Annotated in this window: 18 protein-coding genes; 9 read left to right on the top strand and 9 right to left on the bottom strand. The window is 57.2% G+C overall.

The annotated features are described in order from the left end of the window. The first annotated feature begins 218 nt into the window (after positions 1–218). Entirely contained in the window at positions 219–1586 is a 1368-nt protein-coding gene (locus ACFSKT_RS05770) for a cytochrome P450 (protein ID WP_377718045.1), read from the top strand. A 225-nt stretch (positions 1587–1811) separates the two neighbouring features. Then, positions 1812–2735 (top strand): DMT family transporter, encoded by a 924-nt coding sequence (locus tag ACFSKT_RS05765; RefSeq protein ID WP_377718044.1) that lies wholly within the window; start codon positions 1812–1814, stop codon positions 2733–2735. An 81-nt stretch (positions 2736–2816) separates the two neighbouring features. Here the strand turns inward: ACFSKT_RS05765 and ACFSKT_RS05760 are convergent, their stop codons facing one another. Beyond that, complete coding sequence (locus tag ACFSKT_RS05760; RefSeq protein WP_377718043.1) at positions 2817–3191, bottom strand: MerR family transcriptional regulator; 375 nt, start codon at positions 3189–3191, stop codon at positions 2817–2819. 307 nt (positions 3192–3498) lie between these two features. Here ACFSKT_RS05760 and ACFSKT_RS05755 point away from each other — a divergent pair, with 307 nt between their 5' ends. Continuing rightward, positions 3499–4470 (top strand): aldo/keto reductase family protein, encoded by a 972-nt coding sequence (locus tag ACFSKT_RS05755; protein WP_377718042.1) that lies wholly within the window; start codon positions 3499–3501, stop codon positions 4468–4470. 110 nt (positions 4471–4580) lie between these two features. Here ACFSKT_RS05755 and lspA read toward each other — a convergent pair whose 3' ends face one another. From lspA to ACFSKT_RS05735, 4 genes are all read right to left on the bottom strand, one after another. After that, a complete protein-coding gene (gene lspA, locus ACFSKT_RS05750) occupies positions 4581–5042 on the bottom strand; it encodes a signal peptidase II (protein ID WP_377718041.1) in 462 nt (153 codons plus the stop codon). 106 nt (positions 5043–5148) lie between these two features. Beyond that, positions 5149–6663 (bottom strand): ABC transporter substrate-binding protein, encoded by a 1515-nt coding sequence (locus tag ACFSKT_RS05745; RefSeq protein ID WP_377718040.1) that lies wholly within the window; start codon positions 6661–6663, stop codon positions 5149–5151. Positions 6664–6669: 6 nt separating this feature from the next. Next, on the bottom strand, positions 6670–8289 hold the full coding sequence (locus ACFSKT_RS05740; RefSeq protein WP_377718039.1) for a response regulator: 1620 nt from the start codon (positions 8287–8289) through the stop codon (positions 6670–6672). A gap of 17 nt (positions 8290–8306) precedes the next feature. Continuing rightward, entirely contained in the window at positions 8307–10043 is a 1737-nt protein-coding gene (locus tag ACFSKT_RS05735) for a sensor histidine kinase (RefSeq protein ID WP_377718038.1), read from the bottom strand. Between the two features lie 196 nt (positions 10044–10239). Between ACFSKT_RS05735 and ACFSKT_RS05730 the strand changes: the two genes are divergently transcribed. Next, positions 10240–13041 (top strand): glycoside hydrolase family 3 N-terminal domain-containing protein, encoded by a 2802-nt coding sequence (locus ACFSKT_RS05730; protein WP_377718037.1) that lies wholly within the window; start codon positions 10240–10242, stop codon positions 13039–13041. Between the two features lie 135 nt (positions 13042–13176). Here ACFSKT_RS05730 and ACFSKT_RS05725 read toward each other — a convergent pair whose 3' ends face one another. Further along, positions 13177–13800 carry a hypothetical protein gene (locus tag ACFSKT_RS05725; protein WP_377718036.1) on the bottom strand — a complete coding sequence of 208 codons (624 nt, stop codon included), beginning with the start codon at positions 13798–13800 and terminating at the stop codon, positions 13177–13179. A 144-nt stretch (positions 13801–13944) separates the two neighbouring features. Between ACFSKT_RS05725 and ACFSKT_RS05720 the strand changes: the two genes are divergently transcribed. Continuing rightward, a complete protein-coding gene (locus tag ACFSKT_RS05720; protein WP_377718035.1) occupies positions 13945–14073 on the top strand; it encodes a hypothetical protein in 129 nt (42 codons plus the stop codon). A gap of 123 nt (positions 14074–14196) precedes the next feature. On the opposite strand, the gene ACFSKT_RS05715 is transcribed toward ACFSKT_RS05720, so the two are convergent. After that, positions 14197–14415 (bottom strand): small, acid-soluble spore protein, alpha/beta type, encoded by a 219-nt coding sequence (locus tag ACFSKT_RS05715; protein ID WP_377718034.1) that lies wholly within the window; start codon positions 14413–14415, stop codon positions 14197–14199. 109 nt (positions 14416–14524) lie between these two features. Between ACFSKT_RS05715 and ACFSKT_RS05710 the strand changes: the two genes are divergently transcribed. From ACFSKT_RS05710 to ACFSKT_RS05695, 4 genes are all read left to right on the top strand, one after another. Then, positions 14525–15412: an AraC family transcriptional regulator gene (locus ACFSKT_RS05710; RefSeq protein ID WP_377718033.1), complete on the top strand. Its 888-nt coding sequence runs from the start codon at positions 14525–14527 to the stop codon at positions 15410–15412. A gap of 126 nt (positions 15413–15538) precedes the next feature. Beyond that, on the top strand, positions 15539–17047 hold the full coding sequence (gene melA / locus ACFSKT_RS05705; RefSeq protein ID WP_377718032.1) for an alpha-glucosidase/alpha-galactosidase: 1509 nt from the start codon (positions 15539–15541) through the stop codon (positions 17045–17047). 363 nt (positions 17048–17410) lie between these two features. Beyond that, on the top strand, positions 17411–18115 hold the full coding sequence (locus ACFSKT_RS05700; protein WP_377718031.1) for an ABC transporter ATP-binding protein: 705 nt from the start codon (positions 17411–17413) through the stop codon (positions 18113–18115). After that, on the top strand, positions 18115–20457 hold the full coding sequence (locus ACFSKT_RS05695; RefSeq protein ID WP_377718030.1) for an ABC transporter permease: 2343 nt from the start codon (positions 18115–18117) through the stop codon (positions 20455–20457). The genes ACFSKT_RS05700 and ACFSKT_RS05695 overlap by 1 nt, the downstream gene beginning before the upstream one ends. Before the next feature lie 41 nt (positions 20458–20498). Here ACFSKT_RS05695 and ric read toward each other — a convergent pair whose 3' ends face one another. Together ric and ACFSKT_RS05685 are read right to left on the bottom strand one after the other, a co-directional pair. Further along, positions 20499–21197, bottom strand: coding sequence for an iron-sulfur cluster repair di-iron protein (gene ric, locus ACFSKT_RS05690; protein WP_377718029.1), 699 nt, complete (start codon positions 21195–21197; stop codon positions 20499–20501). Beyond that, complete coding sequence (locus ACFSKT_RS05685; RefSeq protein WP_377718028.1) at positions 21194–21775, bottom strand: hemerythrin domain-containing protein; 582 nt, start codon at positions 21773–21775, stop codon at positions 21194–21196. Before ACFSKT_RS05685 ends, ric begins: the two co-directional genes overlap by 4 nt. Between the last annotated feature and the right edge of the window lie 255 nt (positions 21776–22030).

The raw sequence follows: 22030 nt of genomic DNA, 5'->3' as shown, positions 1-22030 counted from the left end.
AAGGCATCCGTCTTTCGGCCTTGATGTCCTCGTGCTTCTGTTACTTACAATAAGGCGAAAAAACTCTCAGCTTCAATGTCAACATACTCTCACGGAGCAGGCGGAAGCGTTCGATCCCAGGCATAATCCGAGGAGACGGGGAATTCAATAGAGAAGGCAGGATGGCGTTAGAAGCTCAGGTGCGACCGGCGCCTCAGCGAACGAGAGGAGATGGCAGGATGAAGAAGGTTCCCGGGCCTCGGCAAATTCCGTTCGTCGGCAATTTGCTCGCGGTCGGCTCGAAACCGCATGAGTTTTTTCGGACATGCGCCGAAAAGTATGGTCCCATCGTGCGCATGCGGCTGGAGCAGCACCGCGAAATTTATTTGCTCAGCCGACCGGAGGACATCAAGTACGTGCTGACGAATTCGCAGCGGCTGTTCGCCAAAGGGTATCATCGCGACCGAATCTTGAGCATGGTGCTCGGCAACGGCCTGCTTACGAGCGAGGCGGATTTCTGGCTCAGGCAGCGCCGCTTGGTCCAGCCGGCTTTCCACAAGCACCGCATCGAGAGCTATGCGGACACGATGACCGCCTATACCGGCCGTCTGCTCGAGGAATGGCGGGATGACCAGGAGCTGGATATTCATAAAGAAATGATGCGGGTCACGATGGAGATCGTCGCCAAGACGCTGTTCGACATCGACTTGAAGGAGCCGCGCTATCAGGGCTCCGATCAAGTCGGGGATGCGCTCGATCAGGTGCTGCGCGGCTATGTGGAGCAATTCACGAGCGTCGCCCGCATGCTGCTCGAATCGCTGCCGATAGCGATTCCGCTGCCCGGCAGCAAACGGCTGAAGGATAGCGTCGACCGGCTGGACCGGCTGATCTACGACATCATCGAGGAGCGGAGCGGCGAGGATCGGGACCGGGGCGATCTGCTCTCGATGCTGATCGCGGCCCAAGATGACGATGGCAGTCGGATGACGCCGAAGCAGCTGCGCGACGAAGTGATGACCTTGTTCCTGGCCGGTCACGAGACGACGGCGAACGTGATGTCGTGGACGTTCTACTTGCTCGCGCAGCACGAGGATGCGGCGCGCCGCCTGGCGGCCGAGTTGGACGAGAAGCTGCAGGGCCGCGTCCCCGCCTTGTCCGATCTGGCGAACCTGCCCTACACGCGCGCGGTTATTAACGAATCGATGCGGCTATACCCGCCGGCGTGGTTTATTTCGAGAGAGCCGATCGAAGATGTATGGATCGACGGATATTGCTTGCCGGCGGGCTGCGAGGTGGCGATGAGCCAGTGGATCATGCACCGGGACGCCGCGCATTTCCCGCAGCCGGATCGCTTCCTGCCTGAACGGTGGTCGCCTGAATACGAGAAGAGCTTGCCCGCGTATGTGTATTTTCCTTTCGGTGCAGGGCCGCGCGTCTGCATCGGCAACAGCTTCGCCATGATGGAGGCCTCGCTCATCCTCGCTTCTATCGCGCAGCGATTCGAGTTCGAGCTGGACCCCGAGCATGCGGTCATCCCCGAGCCGTCGATTACGCTGAGGCCGAAGAACGGCATCCGCGTGAAGGCGAAGAGCCGAAGATCGTCCTAATTATCGTATATAAACTTACGACAATGGTCCCTTGTCGTCTCGGCGCTCCGCGCCTGAGACCGCGAGGGATTTTGTATGCCCGCCTCGTCCCACCTGTGCTCCGGAGCCCGATTATTACATCGCGATTCGCAAATGTTTTACGCGAAAGCCCGCGAATCCGTGATATGATGTTGCAAGCATGTCAAGATGAAATCGAGAGAGAAACGTGGATAGGACGGGATGGGCATGGACAAAAAATGGTGGAGTTATGTAGGGCTAATCGCGGTTGCCGCGATATGGGGGGCGAATTTCGGTATATCCCGGTATGCGATGGATATGTTCGATCCGATTCTGTTCACCTTCCTGCGATTCGGGCTGGCGGTTCCGTTCTTCTTCCTGCTGTTGAAGGTGACGGAAGGGAGCGTCGGCATTCCGCTGAAAGCGGCGCTGCAGCTGGCGGCCATCGGGTTAGTCGGCATCACCGCCTTGGAGATCAGCGTCATGTATTCGATCAAATATACGACGCTCGCCAACGCTTCGCTGCTGAACGTGGCGCCGTGGCCGATCTTCGCTGCGATCTTCGGCACGCTGTTTATCCGGGAGCGGATATCCTCGCGTCTGATCGTCGGGGGCATCGTCGCCATGGTCGGCGTGTGTCTGATCATCCTCGGCGGCGAAGAGGGCATAAGCTTAGGGTCCGACAATATGGTCGGCAACCTGCTGGCGCTCGGCGTCAGCATCATCGGCGCGCTGTATAACGTGGTGTGCATGCCGCTCATGAAGCAGTATTCGGCGCTGCGGGTCAGCGCGTGGATGATTCTGTTCGGCAGCCTGTTCATGCTTCCGTTCACGCTCGGATCGTGGGGGAAGGTCGAATGGGGCGATCTCGGCGCGGCGGGCTACGCCGCCATACTGTTCAACGTGCTCGTGAGCACCGTGTTCGCCTTTGTCGTGTGGAACGCGAGCATGTACAAAATCGGCGCGACGCGGGCGAATTTCTTCCGCTACGTCGTGCCCGCGTCCGCGATGATCGCCGGCTTCATCTGGTTCGACGAAGGGATCGCGGGATCGCAGCTCGTCGGCGCGCTCTTCATGGCGGCCGGACTCGTCTGGATCAGCCTGGAGAAGCGCAGGGGAAGCGGGGAAGCGGCGAAGCCGGAGGTGGCGTAAGCCGGAACGGGTTCGTCAGTTCAAGCAGCAGCAAGCACGCCGGGTGTCGGCGTGCTTTTTGGTGTTTGGTACATATACTCGCTATCCGTCGATGTGGAAAATGCCGATTTCATTATAATGGTCCAATTTGAAATTAATCGTGGCCAAGCTGCGGCTGAGCACCTCCATTTGCCGGAGAATGTTGGCTTTGTGCTTCTCCAGCACCTCTTTGCGCTGCTCGCAGGTCGACGAACCTTCCAAACAGAGCATCATGAATCGCTTGATGTCGTCGAGCGGCATGCCGCTGTTTTTGAGACAGCACACCAGCTCCAGCCAGCAGACGTCCAGCTCGGAATATTGGCGCGTTCCGTAATCCGTTCGTTTCAGTAACGGCATCAAGCCTTCTTTGTCGTAATAACGCAGCGTCGACGTCGGCAGCTGCAATCTCTCGGAAACCTGCTTAATCGAGTACTCCATCGTGCGCTCCCCTGAATAGATTTTGGCTTGCATTGCCGGTCTTGACCGTGAACGCAAACCAATCAGCAGTGGCTGAATGCTGCATTCCCGATCATAGGATCGTGAACGCAAACCAATAAGCAGTGGCTGAATGCTGCATGCCCAATCTTTGAATTGGGCACGCAAACCAATCAGCCCACTTACCGCTTAATGCTGCATTCCCGATCTTACGATCGTGAACGCAAACCAATAAGCTTACTTGACTTAAAGTTAAGTTTAACTTTTATGATGGAAAGGTCAATAACAAGATCAATAAGGAGTGAGTGCTTTGCAATACAGAAGATTGGGCAGAAGCGGACTTAAGGTAAGCGAGATCGGGCTGGGGAGCTGGTTGACCTACGGCTCTGCGACGGCGGAGGAAACGGCTCAGGCGTGCATCCATCGAGCGTACGAGCTGGGTATCAACTTTTTCGATACGTCGAATTCTTATCCCGGCGCGGAAGAGGTGCTTGGTCGTGCCTTGACGGCATATCCGCGCAGCAGCTATGTGCTGGCGACGAAGCTGTTCTTCCCTCAAGGTTCGGGACCGAATGACCGCGGGCTGTCGCGCAAACATATTATGGAGCAATGCGAAGCGAGTCTGAAGCGGCTGGGCACGGATTACATCGACTTGTATCAATGCCATCGCTTTGATGCGGACACGCCGATCGACGAGACGCTGCGCGCGCTCGACGATCTGACGGCGCAGGGCAAAATATTGTACGCGGGCGTCAGCGAGTGGTCGGCTGGGCAAATCGCGGAGGCGGCTTCGATCGGCAAGCGCTTGAATTTGCGCCCGCTGATCTCGAACCAGCCGATCTATAATTTGTTCGAGCGATATATCGAGCGGGAAGATGTCATCCGGCAGTGCGAATCGGCAGGGATGGGCTTGGTCGTGTTCTCGCCGCTTGCGCAAGGCGTACTGACCGGCAAGTACAAACCCGGGCAAGCCATTCCGCAGGACAGCCGGGCGGCCAACGACGAGACGAATTTCGTCATCAATAGTTATTTGCGCGAGGATGTGCTCGCCTGCACCGCTAAGTTAGCCGAACTGGCCGGGGAGCTTGGGTATACGCTGTCGCAATTCGCTCTCGCATGGGTGCTGCGACAGCCGCTAGTCAGCTCGGCGATCATCGGCTCCAGCCGTCCCGCGCAGATCGAGGAGAATATCAAAGCGATCGAATTGTCCTTATCCGATGAGGTGCTTGCGCGCGTGGAGGACATTATGTCCGCGGTTAGCGGCTTCGCGCCTATGCGATAGGCTGCATTACAGCGGCACTTCCGCGCCACATCAAAAAATCCGCTGCTGCAGCGGATTTTTTGATGTCTGGTGACGCGAGCTGTTCATCGTCGATGCGCAGCGCGGCGTGACTAGGCGGCTTTCATTTTCGCCCGGATCGATTCGTAGAGGAGCTGGCCGATGAGGATGACGACGCCGACGTTGATGAAGAGATCGGCTATGTTGAGGATGCCGCCGTCCGGACGGAACTGCAGGAAATCCGTTACCTTCCCCTGAAGCAGCCGCTCGATGCCGTTGCCCGCGGCGCCGGCGACGAGGAAGGCGAAGCCGGCGTCTTGAAGACGCACGCCGGACGCGTCCGTTCTGCGCTTCCGGTAGATGACGACGAACGCGATGAACAGCACCGCAATGACGCCGAACAGACGGCCGTAGCCCTGGAACGAGCTGCCTGCCGCGCCGGAGTTCTGGTAGTAGGTAAAGTGCAGAAGGCCTTCGCGGAAAACTTTGGTGTCGCCGACGTCCATATGATAGCGAACGAATAATTTCGAGATCAGATCAACAGCCGTCAAGGAAATGCTGAGCCAATAAAACATCGCGTCACCCGCTTTCTTTTCGTAAGTTAATTATAACGAGAAATGAACGGGTGGACAATGCCATCAACGGTTGTGGAATATATGCCAAACAGGACGAAGACGGACATTATCCGTTTCGCCCTGCCCACGCTTCCAACTGCTTCTGCTTCTCGGCAATGACCCGTTCGATGCCGGCGGTCCGGAGCGCGGACCGAAATGCGGGTAGCATCGCATCGGGATCCAGCGTTCCCGTCTCCAAGCCGGACATATATTTCTTCAGTACCGCCTCGATGGCGGACAGCTCGTTCTTGACCGGTTCGGGATTGAACGAGAATCCGAGCGCGCGCGATTGGCGGGCGGATTGATTGAATGCGACGGTTCGCTCCCATAGCTCGGGGCTGTCGGAGTCCCAGGTGTACGAGATGAATTGATTGCCTGCCTCGTAGTTGTTGAACGAATAACCGACATTCGACGCGTTGATCCCCGGCGGGTAGGCGATGGACTGCTCCGTCGTCTTCACGTAATGCTTGCCTTCAATCCCGTAATTAAGCAGATTCAGCAGCTCGCGGTCGGCGTACAGCAAATTCACCAGCTCCATCGCCTTCTTCGGATGCGGCGTACGCGCCGCCATGCTCATGCCGAATACCTTGATCGTGCTCGTCGTCATCGTGGCCTCGGTCAAGGGCACCGCGACCATCGGTCTGCCGGTGAGCCGGGATTCCTGCTCTTCAACGCCGGGCTTCAGCGAGGAGAAGTACGCGAAGGCGGCTCCCGCGCGCACCAGCTCTCTCCCGGTATCCTCGCTGACGGCGGCGTCTTCCCCGATATACCCGTTCAAATACCAGCGGCGAATCCGCCGAAGATCTTCCGCATACTGCTCGGTCTCATACAGATTCACCAATTGCAAATCATGGTCGAAATCCGGCAGGACGCCTAATCGATCCTCCATCGCATCATAGAGGCCGTTGCTCAAGCCCGTGTAGATGGACGCGGTGTTGAACGAGGCGATCGCCGTCATATCAGGTTCATGGGCTTTAATGATCGCAAGCATCCGCTCTACATCGTCTAACGTTCGAATGGAAGCGGGGGCGATGCCGTATTTCTCCGCCAAATCCTTCCGGATCATGATGCCGTGGCTCGAGGCCCAGTCCCGCATGCTCGGAATCGCGTACAGATCGGAGCCGATCGTCAGGCTGTCCAGCATCGAATCCCCGATCAATCGCTTAATATCTGGTCCGTACCGCTCGACCAATTCGCGCAGGGGGCGAATATGTTCGTTAATGATCATATTCTTGAATTCCCGGGAATTAATCGAGACGAACAGATCCAGCGGTTCCTTCTTCAGCATCATCAGGTTCAGCTGCTGGCTGTAATCGTCGGACGGAATGGGAACGAGCTTGATTTTGGCGCCGATCTTATCGACCAGAATCCGGTTCATCTGCTCTTGGATGTCCAGGAGATCAGCGCTGCGCTGCATTTGGCTGAAGACGAACGATAGTTCCGGAATCATGGCGGCGTCCGGACTAGGCGCTTCCTTTGTCGGCGAAGAAGAGGAGCTTACGTTCAAGCATCCGGCCAGCGAGATGACGGCTATACCCGTCAGCAGGGCGGCCTTCAACGCCCGCTTCATTGAGACATTCAAGTGGAATCACTCCTTTCGATAACCGTTACGTCTGAGCTGACGGTATTCAAGCGGACTCATCTGCGTATTGCGCTTGAACTGCTTCGAGAAATACGAGAAGTTCGGGATTCCGGACCGCTCGGCGATGGTGCTGACGGGCAGCTCGGTCTGCACGAGCAGCTTCTGGGCAAGCTGGATGCGCGCTTCCGTCAAGTAATCCGTGATCGACAGGCCTGTCTCGCGCTTGAATAGGCGGGCAAGATAGTCGGGATTCAGATAGACGTGATTCGCGATCAGCTCCCGAGTCAGATTCTGATCCAGATGGTCCGCGATGAACTGCTTCGCCCGGTCCACGACCGTCGGCGCTTCCTCGGCCGCCTGCATATGCTCGAATGCGCGGCGAATGACCTCATCGGCCCATTCCTCCAAATGATAGAGCGAGCGCGTGGCGGATGCGGCGAATTTCGCATACGCGGGATCGGCGAATATGAGGTGTGCTTGCAAGCCGTTCAGCTGCAGCGTATAGTAAACCGTCTGCAGGAAATCGTGCAAGAATTGATGCAGAAAGCTTACCGGCACGGATAGGGTCCGCATCGCGGCCAAGTATCGGCGAAGCTCGGCGTGCAGCAAGTCTTTCTGGCCGGCTTCCAGCAGCTCCCGCAGTCTTGTCATCTCGGGCAGCGCGGGAGAAGAAGCGGGCGGCTTGAGCTGATCCAGGAAAATAACCTGCTTGTGCAGCGCCACATGGTTGTTCGCGCAATCGAGCAAGGCCTGCAGCACATCCGTCGCGGCTTCCAAGGCGGCAGGTCTTCCGATGTAACAGGACAAGTCGCAATAGAAGTATCGGGCGCAGGAGGCGATATAGGTCCTGCATGCTTCCGCCAAGCGGTCGGGGTCTGGCTCGGTGGAAGCGGGAAGGCGAAGCACTGCGACGAAGCTCCCTTGATGAAGCCGCGCGGTATGTCCATGCCGGCCATCGCCCGCGATCATCTCGCCCGCAGCGTTCTGCAGCGCGTATTCCATAATGCTCGCTTCCCGGGAAGACCACTCCCGATGCCATCGATCCACCTGGATGTAGACGGGCAGGAAGAGATCGTCCTGCGCGAAGGGCAGGCCCAACTGCAGGGCTGCCTTGCGTATGGCGTCGGCATTCGAAGGGATTCGCTGGTGGAGCAGGTCCGACCAGAAGCGTTCAATAAGCAGGGGCTGATGGCTGGACCACAGCTCGGCATACTTTTCATACGTCGCTTGAAATTCGAGCTGTTGCCGGCTGCGCCGGACGCTTTCGGCCGCCTTGCCGATCGCGCGCTCCAGCTCGTCGACCGGTGCAGGCTTGAGCAAGTATTCCACGCTCCCGAGATGGATCGCTTCCTTGGCGTATGTAAACTCCGAATGGCAGGTCAGGAAGATCGACTCGACCGCCGGGTAATGCGTCTTGACCCAAGCCATCAACTGCAGGCCGCTCACCTCGGGCATCTCGATATCGCAGATGACGATGTCGATCGGATGGCTGCTCAGCACCTCCTGCGCCTGCCGGGCATTATAGGCTTTGTGAACCGAAGAGACTTCGAGCCTCTCCCAATTCACATCCGCTTCGAGACCGCGTACCGCATGGATTTCATCATCGACAATGAGTAATTGAACCATCTTTACATGCTCCTTTGTTACGCTTCGGCCTGGGGCAGCCATAGCTCGATGCGCGCCCCGCAGCTCGTATTGTTGGAGAACCGGATGCCCGATCTCTGATCCTGGAACATAAGCTTCAATCGATGCTGCACGTTCCAGATGCCGATATGCTCGCCTTGTTCGTTGCTCAGCGACTGCCCCGACTGGAGTTTGGCGAGCAGGTCGGGATGGAACCCTTTGCCGTTATCTTGAATGACGATGTTCAGCATGGCTTCGGCTTCCGCGCGTACCTCGATGGCGATATCGAGCGGCTTGTCCATGACGAAGGCATGTTTAACCGCGTTTTCGACGAAGGGTTGTATCATGAGCAGCGGAATCGGCTGTCGTGCGCACGATTCGTCGACGTCGATCCGGTACGTGAGCTGATCCGGATAGCGGAGTGCCTGAATATTCAAGTAGTTGCGGATGTGGGCGATCTCTTCCTGCAGCTCCACGAACGCCATGGCGCTGCGGAACGTGTAGCGGAAATATTTGACCAGGCAGAGCGACATTTCCTTGATGAGCGCGAACTCCTTCACGCTGGCCAGATTGTAAATAATGTTCAAGGCATTCAAGAAAAAATGCGGATTGACCTGGAGCTGCAGCTGCTTAAGCTCCGCCCGCTGAACATTCAACTGCTCCTCATAGACGCTGATCTTGAGCTCCTGAATTTGACCGACCATGTTGTTGTACGTCCTGTTCATCAGCTCCATCTCGTACGAAGCGGAACGCTCTGCCAGTCTCGCATCCAGCTGGCCGCCGGATAATTTGCGCATCGCCAGCACGAGATTTTTGACCGGCGCCAGTATGACCTTCCGCATGAAAGTGAGCAAGAGGAGGACCAGCACAATCGCGCCGACTGAGATGCCGGAGAATATTCGCTGCAAGAAGGGCAGCTTCTCCAATATCGCTTCGTTCGGAATTAAGGCGACAACGTGAAAGCTCCCTTGGGCGGACGGCGCGCCGACCAATAGATAGCGGTCTTCCGCGCCGGTCAAATGGTAGCCGGTCTTGTCGTAAGCGAGCTGCAGCGCCGGATCCGCGGCGAAGAAATCCGAGTCGGACAGCGGCTGGTCGCGCGAATCCGTTAAGACGACCCTTCCGTCCGCCCCGAGATCGACCAGATGGAACGGGAACCGCAAGCTGTCGGTGTGCACCAGCGCGCCGACGTACACATTGCCTGTCCGCACGATAAGGCAGAGGTAATGATGGCCGCCGGCGTTCAGCACCGACCAGTTGTCGTTAGCCGCGCTTCCGGGGGCGAGCTGGTCTCGGAGCAGCCGCTTGACTTCCTCGGTAACTTGCCGGCGTTCCTCGAACGTTGATCGTCCCGTCGTCGTTTGAATGAGGTCGTCATTGGCCGACGAATAGATGAATAACGTATCCACTTGCTTTTGGGTCGCGATTTCTTCCGAGATTTTATTGTACATCTCGATCTTCGCTTGATTGTAAGCCTGATGATAATTCCCTTCCCACAGCTTCAGATTCATGAGGCTCGTCTCTTGAGCGGCCAATGTGTAGAGGTAGTTGCCCGTTTCCTCCAAGCTGTTGTCGATCTGATTCATATAAAGCGAGACCGTATTCTGGCTCGATTGCGCGATCTGTCCACGGACGACCTGGATCGAATAATGGTTGCTCGCGATCAACAGCGCGATGAGGGGCAGCGTGACGAGCAGAACTCCGGCGACGAGCTGAACTCGCAGCGAGCGAAACATCCGTTTGTTTATTTTAAGCATGCTTGCGAACCACCTTATGAACGCTTTCACTCATTGTATCGGATCCCGATTTCAATAGGAATGGAAAGCGTTTCCTCGTTGGCAGGAAGTCGGAATCGCAACAAAAACAGGTCCGGAATGTCATAGTTGAGACGGTGGTGCCGCTCTTATACTGAAAGCGTATACATAAGAGCTGATCACGAGGGAGGCACCACCTATGAAATCCAATATTCGTCGCATGACTGGCATCACGCTGTCCTTGGGACTGGCGCTATCGTCGCTCAGTCCGACCGTCTTCGGGGAGGGCGCGCGGAACTTCAAGGACGTGAGCGGGCACTGGGCTTCGTCCAGCGTGGAGACGTGGATGGCCCGAGGGGTCATCGCGGGCTTGTCGGACGGCACATTCGGGCCGGATAAGCCAATGAGCCGCGCAGAGTTCGCGGCGGTAATGAATCGTGTGCTCGGCTTCGAGAAGAAAGCGAGCGCCAACTTCGCGGACGTGCCGACTGGAGCCTGGTATGCGAACGACATGCTGAAGGCGAAGGAAGCGGGGTATATCGAGGATGCTGGTCAAGGCGCGAAACCGAAGGAAGGGCTGAATAAGCAATCCGCGGTCGCGATGCTGGCCAAGGCGTTCGGCATCACGACGTCGGACGTAACGGCGAGCATGAATGGCATACCGACGCTTGCCGCGGCGAACGCGAACCATACACTGACGCGCGCCGAGGTCCTCGCGCTCCTCGACAAGCTCGTCGCCGGGTACGGCGCCAAGTGGCTGGAGACCGCAGCGGATGGCAGCGGCATCCATCGCGTGATCAATAAAGGCGGCGCGACGTTAGGCTATTCCTCCGCTTCCGGCGTCGGCGTCATCCAGGCGGACGGCCATGCGTTCAAGGATTTGAACCAGAACGGAAAATTGGACAGGTATGAGGATTGGCGCTTGGCCGCGGACCAGCGCGCCGCCAATCTCGCCTCCCAGATGACGGTGGAGCAAATCGCGGGGCTGATGCTGTATAGCGCTCATCAATCCATTCCGGGCGGTGCGACCGCCAAATACAGCGGCAAGACGAGGGCCGAGAGCGGTGCGGCATCCTCGGATTTGACAGACGATCAGAAGAAGTTCCTCATTCAAGACAACCTGAGGCACGTGCTGATCACCACGGTCGAGAGCCCCGAAGTGGCGGCGCGCTGGAACAACAACGTGCAGGCGCTCGTCGAAGGCGAAGGCTTGGGTATTCCTGCCAACAACAGCTCCGACCCGCGTCATACGACGGTACCGAGCACCGAATATAACGCAGGGGCGGGCGGCAAAATTTCCATGTGGCCCGAAACGCTCGGTCTTGCCGCGACGTTCGACCCTGAACTGACGCAGCGATTCGGCGAGATCGCGGCCAAGGAATACCGTGCGCTCGGCATCACCACGGCCTTGTCGCCGCAGATCGATATGGCGACCGATCCACGCTGGAGCCGATTCAATGGCACCTTCGGCGAAGACTCGCTGCTGGCGACCGATATGGCCCGCGCCTATGTGGATGGGTTCCAAACCTCGACGGACAGCGAGGAGATCGCCGGCGGCTGGGGCTACGGCAGCGTGAACGCGATGGTCAAGCATTGGCCAGGCGGCGGTTCCGGCGAGGGCGGACGCGACGCGCACTTCGCATACGGCAAATATGCCGTCTATCCGGGCAACAACTTCGCCGAGCATCTGCTGCCTTTCGTCAACGGCGCCTTCAAGCTCGAAGGCAAAACGGGCATGGCGTCCGCGGTCATGCCGTACTATACGGTCTCGTACAACCAGGATACGGTGAACGGGGAGAACGTCGGCAATTCGTACAACGAATATTTAATCACGGATCTGCTGCGGACCAAATACGGCTATGACGGCGTCGTGACGACCGACTGGGGCATTACGAAAGATTCCGGGCCGACGCCGGATACGTTCTCGGGACGGCCATTCGGGGTAGAGCAGCTGTCGGAAGCCGAGCGCCACTACAAGGTGATCATGGCCGGCGTAGATCAGTTCGGCGGCAACAACGAGGCGGGGCCGATCATCGAAGCTTATGCGATTGGCGTGAAGGAGCACGGCGAGGCGTTCATGCGCCAGCGTTTCGAGCAGTCGGCCGTGCGTCTGCTGAAAAACATTTTCCGCACCGGCTTGTTCGAGAATGCCTATGTGAATGTAGACAACACGGTGGAAGTCGTCGGCAACCCCGACTATATGACCGCCGGGTACGAGGCGCAGCTGAAATCGGTCGTCATGCTGAAGAACAAGGATAACGTGCTGCCGCTCAAAGCCAAAGCGACGGTCTACATTCCGAAGAAGTTTTATCCGGAGACCGTCGGCTGGTTCAACAACGTGACGCCGGCCAAGACGGCGGATCCGGTGAACCTCGACGTGGTGAAGAAATATTTCAACGTGACGGATAACCCGGCGGAAGCGGATTACGGCCTCGTCTTTATCACGAATCCCGATACCGGCGTGGGCTATAGCAAGGCGGATCTGGCCGCAGGCGGGAACGGGTATGTGCCGATCAGCTTGCAATACAGCACCTACAAAGCCGACCAGGCGCGCGAGACAAGTCTTGCCGGCGGCGATCCGCTGGAGAAGTTCACGAACCGCTCGTATAAAGGCAAATCCGTCACGGCGAGTAACATCAAAGATCTGGAGAATGTGCTGGACACGCAAAAGGCGATGAACGGCAAGCCGGTTATCGTCTCGGTGCTCACCGACAACCCGCTTGTCATGAAGGAATTCGAAGGCGCGGCCGACGCGATCCTCGTGAACTTCGGCGTGCAGGATCAGGCGCTGATGGACATTATGTCCGGTCAAGCGGAGCCTTCCGGACTGCTGCCGATGCAGATGCCGAAGGATATGGAGACGGTGGAGAAGCAATTTGAAGATGTGCCGCACGACATGGAGGTTCACGTGGACAGCGAAGGCAATGCTTACGACTTCGCCTTCGGCCTGAACTGGAAGGGCGTCATTCAAGACGCGCGGACGGCGAAGTACGGGAAGTAAGGCGAACGATCGACGATTCTTCACTTGGAGAGAGCCGCAGGCGACTGCGGCTTTTTCTGTCTTTCGGCGAGAATGCCGTCTACTTGGAGATACAACAATGTACCGCAAGAGTCGGCGATAGCCGCTTCGCCTTGGTTAGGGCAGTCTTGTGTGATAAGCTTTGGACGCCTGCTCGAGTCCGAGGATCAGCTCTTGCCAGGCTTCATCGCGGATGAAATACGCCGGATCGCCGATACGATCATGCAGCGCCTTGGCCATGCGTTCCGGATCTCCAGGCGCGTAGCCGGGATAGACGCGCTCGATGACGCCCGTCCATTCCGTCAGCATGTCCTTAATGACGCGGAGTTTGTCGCGCTCGCGGGCCTGTATCGCTTCCGCGTCGATTCGATCTAACGTGACCGCCGCTCGAGCCGCCGCGGAGGACGTCGAGTTCGCTAACCGATCTCGACTGACAAGATCGAAATCGACGGCCATCCCATCCATATCCTGGGCAATGCGAACAACCGCATAGATGTTATCGGTTAGCCGCGCTTTTATATCTGCGTCGGGCGTTTCGCTGCCGAGAAGCGTGCCGACATCGTCGCGCAAGGCATAGATCGCGGCGATCAAGGCGCTTTGATCGTTGCGGAGTTTTGTTGAGAGGTGCCGCTCGTATTGGTTGCTGCGATCATGTTCCCGGACGAGCAACGTAGTAACAATGACGAGGGCTAGTACGCATACAGCCACAGTCGCCAGCCATCGGGGTTTCATTTTTGCCAAGCGTGTCACCTCCGAGACGGTACAGTTAGATTGAAGGGCATACGATTACCCATCGTCATGACTAATCATACCATTATATGGTAATGTATGGGTAACCTATCAGTTCCATCACAACGCGTATGACAGGCATTAGGAGGCTCCCTGGTGAAAAGCGAAATGAGCAAATCCGATAAATGGCTGCTCTATGGCAGCATTGGCGCAGGCGTTCTTCTTGTTGTGGCGGGAGCGGTTCTATATCTGTTGATCAGCTCCAACGTCATTCGATTGAATTAGGCGGCTTTGTTGGTTTTTTAACCATGCCGACCGCTTGCTAAGCCGCGCATTCTTTCGCGCCAAACCCAAAAAGGCTGATTCAGGCATTTGCCCGAATCAGCCTTTTCGCATGGAAGCCGAGAATTAGAAACGACCGCCGAGCTGCTGCTCCGCGATTTGCACCAGACGACGGGTAATGTAACCGCCCAAGGAGCCTGCATCGCGCGTTGCCATATTCCCGTAGTAACCGTCCGCAGGAATTTGAATGCCGAGCTCATGAGCGACCTCGTATTTCATTTGTTCCAGCGCGCTTTTCGCTTGCGGTACCACCAGACTGTTGCTGTTGCTTCTGTTGCTTGACATATGACCACTCCTTTGTTAGAAGATTATTGATAATATGCCAAATCGATTACGGCCCTATGCGGCGATTTTCGTTCTCATCTAGCACGGCATACGGAAGGAGTGGAGGCGGTTGGAATCATTCAGCCTCTTTGACGAGAAATGGCGGCAGGGCGACTATCGGCCGCAGATCGATGCTTATTACTATCGGCAATGGGTCGATTTCCATATGAACGTGCATGCGCATCCGCAAGTGGAAATTATGTATGTCATCTCCGGCCGCTGCGTCGTCGAGACGGACGAGCAGGCGGTGGAGCTTGGCGGCGGGGATTTCATTGTCCTGGATTCCTGGGTGCCGCACCGGCTTGTCGTGTACCCCGGGGAGCCGTGCCGCATGCTGAACGTGGAGTTCACCTTCGCTGCCGCCGGCGCGGCTGCGCCTTCGATGCGCCAGCTGACCGATGCGTCGCCCGCGCTCCGAACGCTGCTCGCCGAGCGGAAGCCTTGGTTCGTGCTCTCCGATCCGAGCGACGTGCAGATCACATTGAAGAGCCTCGTCCTGGAGCTGGACGGCCGGAGCGAGGAGCGAGCCGTCCTCAGCCATCTCATGATCGGCCAGCTGCTGCTGCAGATCGCGCGGCTGTACGCCGAGCACCAACGGTCCGGCCTTGCCCCGCAGACCGACCGGTACGTCCGTCAAGCCGTGCAGTATATCCTGCAGCATTACGATTGCGAATGCCAGGCGAAGGACGTGGCCGCGCATGTCAAGCTGCATCCCGTCTATTTGCAGCGCATCTTCCGCAAGCAAATGGGCATCAGCATGGCGAGCTACATCATTCAAGTCCGCATGGACAAAGCCAAAATGCTGCTTGGCCGAACCTCGATCCCGATCGCGGACATCGCGGACTACGTGGGCATCAACAGCAGGCAGTATTTCAACGAATTGTTCAAGCGGACGATCGGTCAGACGCCTGCCGCTTATCGCAAATCGGTGGAGCTGGTCGGTTGGGATAAGAAATAGAGGTTGCAATAGTTGACATGTGTCAGGTGAATTCGTTTCAATAGTGAAAACGTATTCCTCGCCGCTCTGCTACAATGGGGCTATCAGTCCTATTGCAGGCGAAATAAGGATGAGGAGGCGTTTTTGATGTCGTTCAAGGTAGCGTTTATTGGAGCAGGCAGTATCGGATTCACAAGGGGGCTGCTGCGCGATTTGCTGGCGGTTCCGGAATTTCGGGATATCGAAGTTGCATTTACCGACATTAATGCGCACAATCTGGAGATGGTGACGCAGCTTTGCCAGCGGGACATCGACGAGAATGGGCTCTCGATTCAGATTGCGCCATCGCTAGATCGCCGTACGGCGCTGCGCGATGCCCGCTATGTGTTCTGCGTGGTGCGGATCGGCGGCTTGGAAGCGTTCAAGACGGATGTGGATATTCCGCTCCAGTATGGCATCGACCAGTGCGTCGGCGATACGCTGTGTGCAGGCGGCATTATGTACGGCCAGCGCGGTATTGCCGAAATGATGAATATTTGCCGCGATATCCGCGAAGTGGCGGAGCCCAATGCGCTGCTGCTGAACTATGCCAATCCGATGGCCATGCTCACGTGGGCATGCAATACGTACGGCGGCGTCCGCACGATCGGCTTGTGCCATGGAGTTCAGGGCGGGCATCATCAAATCGCGAAAGCGCTCGGTCTGGCTAAGGCCGAGGTCGATATCGTCTGCGCCGGCATCAACCACCAGACCTGGTACGTGCAGGTAAAGCATAAGGGCGAGGATATGACGGGCAAGCTGCTCGAGGCGTTCGAGCGTCACCCCGAATACAGCCAGACGGAGAAGGTGCGCATCGACATGCTGCGCCGCTTCGGCTACTACTCGACGGAATCGAACGGCCACTTGAGCGAATACGTCGCATGGTACCGCAAGCGTCCGGAGGAGATCAACGATTGGATCGACCTCGGCAGCTGGATTAACGGCGAGACGGGCGGCTATCTCCGGGTCTGTACGGAAGGACGCAGCTGGTTCGAGACGGATTTCCCGAACTGGATGAAGGAGGCGCCGTTCGTCTACGCGGCGGAGCATCGCGGAGAAGAGCACGGCTCTTATATTATCGAAGGCCTGGAGACGGGACGCGTCTATCGCGGCCACTTCAACGTCGTGAACAACGGGATCATCAGCAATCTGCCGGACGACGCCATCATTGAAGCGCCGGGCTATGTCGACCGCAATGGCATTAATATTCCGCAGGTCGGAGCGCTTCCGCTTGGCTGCGCGGCCGTCTGCAATGCCAGCATCTCGGTGCAGCGGCTCGCCGTAGAGGCCGCCATTCACGGCGACGACCGGCTGCTGCGCCAAGCGATGATGATGGACCCGCTCGTCGGCGCGGTCTGCAACCCGAAGGAGATCTGGCAGATGGTCGACGAGATGCTCGTCGCGCAGGAGCAGTGGCTGCCGCAGTACACGGATGCGATCGCGGCGGCGAAGCACCGGCTGGCGACCCAGCCGCTGCTGCCGACGCGCAAGGATTACCGAGGGGCCGCGCGCCTCGCGGTCAAGTCGGTCGAAGAGATGCAGCTCGACCGGGAGGCCGCCAACCGCAACGCCGGGGAGTCGGATAAGGCGAAGGAGAGACCGGCGGCGGCTCATTAAGGCGCAGGACGTTTCCGGTGTGGGCGACATAAGCATGTTAAAGGCCGCGTTTAAGTGAACGCGGTCTATTTGTGTCGTCTTTTCATTGTCGTTTATACGTTGTCGTCTATTCATTGTGATCTATTCGTTGTCGTCTATCCGTGTTCATCCATGCGTCTCGTTGTCTCCGCTCCTAGACCGACTTGCCTCGGACCGCGGTTCCTCCGAGCTGCCCGACTTAAGTCCAGCCGCAGCGGGGACGGAGGTTGGTTGCTGCGCGACTTTCGGTTTTTTATAATCGGATTGACAATTGCTGGAATTGGCGATCCGTGGCCGAACGGGATCGTGCGAACGACGATGAATAGAGACGAGGAGATGAGATCGGTGAACCCGTTAATTGAATTCAAGGGCGTGACGAAAGAATACACGATCGGCGAGGTACGGATCAAAGCGCTGAGCGGCGTCGATTTTGCGATCGCGGAAGGGGAGTTCGTCGTCATGCTGGGCGCGAGCGGCGCTGGCAAAAGCACGATTCTAAACATCCTCGGCGGCATGGACACGGTAACTTCGGGTCAGGTGTTCGTGGGCAATCAGGACATCGCCAGCTGGAACGAGAAGCAGCTAACCGCCTATCGCGGCGAGAAGATCGGCTTCGTTTTTCAATTTTATAACTTGATTCCGAACTTGAACGCGCTCGAGAATGTGGAGTTCGCCGCCGAAGTCAGCAAGAACCATCTGGATGCGAAGGACATCTTGCGTAAAGTCGGACTGCAGGATCGAATCCGCAACTTTCCGTCCCAGTTGTCCGGCGGCGAACAACAACGCGTCGCGATCGCGCGGGCGGTGGCCAAAAATCCGCTGCTATTGCTCTGCGACGAACCCACCGGCGCGCTCGACTACGTGACGGGGAAGTCCGTCTTGAAGCTGCTCGAGGATTTGAACCGGGAGACGAAAACCTCCGTCGTGCTGGTGACGCACAATACCGCGATCGCGCCGATGGCGGACAAAATCATCAAGGTGAAGAGCGGCCGAATCGAAAGCGTCGCGATCAATCCGAATAAGCAAAGCGTCGAAAGGATCGAATGGTGATGCTGGCGCTGCTCGCTCGGAAGTTAATCAGAGACGTGAAGCAATCGCCCGGTTCATTCCTCGCCTTTGTGCTCGTCGTTGCGGTCGGCGCCTTCTTCTACGCGGGGCTGGTGACCTACAGCAGCAATCTGCACGCCTACGCGACGGCTTATTTCAAGAAACATAATCTAAGCGACCTCCATGTGTACTACGACCGAATTACGGAACGCGAGGTCGCTAAGCTGCGTGCCATCGAAGGAATCCATCGTGCAGAGGGGCGATATACCTTCGATGCCGCGCAAACGTTCGAAGACGGTAAGGCCACGCTGAAAATCCACTCGATCCCAGCCAACAATACAATCAATACGCCGGCGGTCTTATCGGGCAGTCTTCCGACCAAGAAAGGCGAGATCCTGCTGGATGCCCATTATGCACAAGAGCACCAGTATCGAGTCGGCGACCAGATCCAGGTGCGCGCGAAGGAGAGCGAGTTTGCCTTTACGATCAGCGGTCTGGGCGAGAATGCCGAACATGCCAAGAAGAACGAGATCCAAGACCATAAAGCCTACGGCGTAGCTTATATGGTGGAAGCGTCCATTCCTGAAGTATCGGGCGGCTTCGCCTACAATGAGATCCTCATCGATGCTCAGGACGGCTACGAGATCGACCGATTAAGCGAGTCCATTGAAGCCGCCTCCGAGCAGCTTCGGCTCCCAATAGCAGCCCAGGTGCCGAAGGAGAGGAGCTTCAGCTATGCGAAAATTCAGGAGACGATTCATAATAACCAATTGATGAGCCGGGTGATCCCTATCGTGCTCTTCCTCATCGAAGCGCTTATTCTATTCCTGGCCATGTCGCGGATGCTGGATGCCGAGCGCAAGCAAGTCGGCATCATGAAAGCGCTGGGGGTTAGAGATCGAACGATTCTGTTGCATTACATGGGGTATCCGGTGCTTGTCGGGATTATCGGCTCGATCATCGGCTGGGCGATCGCCGCGGCCGTATTCGTCCCGTTCGTCACAGCGTCCAGCGCGAGAGCCTATTCGCTGCCGGGGATCGAATTCGCGCTATCGCCATTATCGATCGCACCTCCCGTCCTTGTCTCAAGCGCGTTTGGCATGTTGGCTTGTTATCTTAGCGCAAAATCCATCTTACGGGAACGAGCGGCTCAGGCGATGCGGACGAAGCCCCCGAAATCGATGAAGAAGCTTCTTATCGAGCGCGTTCCGGGACTATGGAGCCGTCTGCCGTACCGTTACAAGCTCATCCTCCGAAACGTGCTGCTTCGTAAGCGCAAAGCGTTGGCGAGCGCGGCTGGCGTGGTCATGAGCACGGTGTTGTTAATTACGGCATTCGGGACGCAGACCGCCTTGCTCCAAGTCGCGGATCAGATCGAAGAAGCGAACCAGTATGATTTGAAAATCGATTATGCCATAGGCGCCGCGCCTCAATCGCCCCAATTGCCCGAAACTGGCATTGCCAGCAGCTATTATTTAGCGGAGTGGCCGGCAGAATTCAGGCAAGCGGATGCGAAGGAACCGGCGACGTTAACGGTGACGGAGAGCGAGAATAAGCTCCTTCTATTTGTAGACGCGAACGAGCATAGCATCCAATTAGACGACAACGGCGTGCTGGTTCCCCAATCTTATGCCGACCAATACGGAATCGCGGTAGGGGATACCGTGCAGCTTCTCGTGACGACGCCCGAGCAGAGCAAGCCGGTGTCCGTGGAGATGAAGGTGGCGAGCATCTCGGCGCAATATTCGGATCCGTCTTTCTATTGCACGCCGGCTTATCTAGCGCAATTGGGCCTCGCATACAGCCCGACCTCGCTGTTAATCGAAGCGGATCAAGCCGCGGATGTGCCGGTAATCCGTACGTTCTTCGAACAGGATTCGCGCGTAGAGGCCATTACGGACCAGCAGGATCTGCAGAAGTCCGCGCAATATATCGTGCGGCAAAACAGCTTTGTTTTTGTCATGTTCATCGTGTGCGCGGCCATCCTCTCCTTCGGCGCCATCTATACGATATCGTCCATCAATATCTATGAACGGCAGCGGGAGCTGGCTACGCTTAAAGTATTGGGCTATGGGCGGAGCCAGATCAACCGCCTCGTCTTTGTCGAGAATAGCTGGATAACCGTCCTATCGGTCCTTGCGGCGCTGCCGATTAGCGGCTACGTATTCGCGTTCATTATCGAAGCGTTATCGAGTACGCATCAGCAAATACCCGATCAATTGAACATGCCGGCGATCTTGGCAGCCGTCGCGCTTTCATGCCTGCTCACGTTTCTCTCCGGCTTGCTGCTGCGGCGAAAGGTTTCGGGAATTCGCATGATCGAAGCCTTGAAAACGATCGAATAAACGTCAAAAAGCCGATCGGCGCGCGATCGGCTTTTTCCGGCTTATCGGATTTGCGGGAACAGCAAGTTATTCTCCAAATGAATATGCGTGAACATGTCTTCTTCGAGTTCTTCGAGTTTACGGAACGCGAGGCTGTACGTGCGGCACGCGCTCGGCGGAAGCTCATAGTCTCGCGTAACTTCGCGCATGCGGCGGAGCAGATCTCCCGCGCCGTCGTGCTCGAGCTCCAGCGTATCGAGCAGCTCGCGCGCCACCGTCAGCGCGGACTCGGAGCCTTCTGTTTCCGCATTGCGGATCGCGGGGAAGAGCAGCTGTTCTTCTTTGTCGAGATGCGCGAGCAGCTCCTCGGCCAGCTGGTGATAGAGACGCTGAAGCGTGAGCAGCTCCGGATGGTCGTCCCCATGCACGCGGGCCACTTTATTTACGAAGTCGCGCAGCACCGGAAGCTCTTCGCGAAGGAAATCATGGTGATTCCGCGTAATATGCGCCATTAATTTGGTCAGCTTGCGGTCATCCTGCTGCCAGTCCAGCGGCCAGGAAGGTCGCGGTTCGGTGCATGCCTGATTGAGTCGGGCCAACAGCTCCTCTTCGTCGAGTTTTCGCTTGACCGCCGCCTCCGCTACCGTGACCTGTCCTCCGCAGCAGAAATCGATGCCATACGTTTTGAATACGTTGCTGGCTTGCGAATAAACGGAGACAATATCTCCCACCATCTGGTTGCGTTGAATCGTTTGCGTCATACGTGGTTTCCCCCTTGTGTATCGATTCGTTCGAATTCCTTCTCCAGCCAATCCAGCTCCTGCGCGGACAGCATCGTATTCGCCATCGGGAAGAGGGCATGCTCTTCCTTGCAGAAGTGCTCCATTAAGATGACGACCGCGTCGGCGGCGAGACGTCCCATCTCCGCGATCGTTGTCCGTTCCGTTAGCTGCGAACCGTCGCCGCGCCGCTGCAAGAAGAGATGTAAGCATCGCTTGGCCTGGTCGTGCTCGTATTCCATGACGGCGATCGGTCCGCTATCCCGTCCGATGTAGCGGGCCATCAGCGGGAATAGCAGCTCTTCTTCCTTGTTCGAATGGCGGTGCAGCTTCGCGTTGAATTGTTCCACACGTTCAATGAGTTCGGCGAGCCGGGCCGCTGCTTGGCGGATGGGGGCGTCTTCGATGCCATGGGCGAGCTCGTAGATGGCTTCCATCTCTTGTCGCAGAGGACCATGTTCCACGAACAGCTGTTGGAGCGGCTCCTTAAGCGCGATCGGCAGTCCATTCGCGGCCTCGTAGGCGGATTCCTCCGTGCGTGCATTCTCTTGCGTGGTCATATCCGGGGTCACCTTCCTTACTGAGATTTATTCTCATCATAACGTTCGACCTGGGAGGAAGAGGTGATTACAATCACAGCGTTGAAGGACAAATCGTGAATAAGGCGTGAACGCCTTGATTCAAATTCATCGGCTGGCTGGCATGAGCAAGGATGCGGCGGGATAATGGGGGGCAACGGCAGCCTGTGACGGGCTGACGTTGCTTTTTTTTGTTGGCGTCATTTTTGACTAACGCTGTAACCTATTGTGGAAACG

Origin of the sequence: Paenibacillus xanthanilyticus (assembly GCF_042682185.1) — a bacterium.
In the GTDB taxonomy this organism is placed as follows: Bacteria; Bacillota; Bacilli; order Paenibacillales; family Paenibacillaceae; genus Paenibacillus_Z; species Paenibacillus_Z xanthanilyticus.
Note: the sequence above shows the minus strand (reverse complement) of the source record. Positions and strands in the feature narration are given on the sequence as shown.

Excerpts from the sequence above, each read along its gene's own strand:
- ACFSKT_RS05770 (WP_377718045.1), top strand. The coding sequence starts at position 219 with ATGAAGAAGGTTCCCGGGCCTCGGCAAATTCCGTTCGTCGGCAATTTG.
- ACFSKT_RS05765 (WP_377718044.1), top strand. The coding sequence starts at position 1,812 with ATGGACAAAAAATGGTGGAGTTATGTAGGGCTAATCGCGGTTGCCGCG.
- ACFSKT_RS05760 (WP_377718043.1), bottom strand. The coding sequence starts at position 3,191 with ATGGAGTACTCGATTAAGCAGGTTTCCGAGAGATTGCAGCTGCCGACG.
- lspA (WP_377718041.1), bottom strand. The coding sequence starts at position 5,042 with ATGTTTTATTGGCTCAGCATTTCCTTGACGGCTGTTGATCTGATCTCG.
- ACFSKT_RS05740 (WP_377718039.1), bottom strand. The coding sequence starts at position 8,289 with ATGGTTCAATTACTCATTGTCGATGATGAAATCCATGCGGTACGCGGT.
- ACFSKT_RS05735 (WP_377718038.1), bottom strand. The coding sequence starts at position 10,043 with ATGCTTAAAATAAACAAACGGATGTTTCGCTCGCTGCGAGTTCAGCTC.
- ACFSKT_RS05730 (WP_377718037.1), top strand. The coding sequence starts at position 10,240 with ATGAAATCCAATATTCGTCGCATGACTGGCATCACGCTGTCCTTGGGA.
- ACFSKT_RS05715 (WP_377718034.1), bottom strand. The coding sequence starts at position 14,415 with ATGTCAAGCAACAGAAGCAACAGCAACAGTCTGGTGGTACCGCAAGCG.
- melA (WP_377718032.1), top strand. The coding sequence starts at position 15,539 with ATGTCGTTCAAGGTAGCGTTTATTGGAGCAGGCAGTATCGGATTCACA.
- ACFSKT_RS05695 (WP_377718030.1), top strand. The coding sequence starts at position 18,115 with ATGCTGGCGCTGCTCGCTCGGAAGTTAATCAGAGACGTGAAGCAATCG.
- ric (WP_377718029.1), bottom strand. The coding sequence starts at position 21,197 with ATGACGCAAACGATTCAACGCAACCAGATGGTGGGAGATATTGTCTCC.
- ACFSKT_RS05685 (WP_377718028.1), bottom strand. The coding sequence starts at position 21,775 with ATGACCACGCAAGAGAATGCACGCACGGAGGAATCCGCCTACGAGGCC.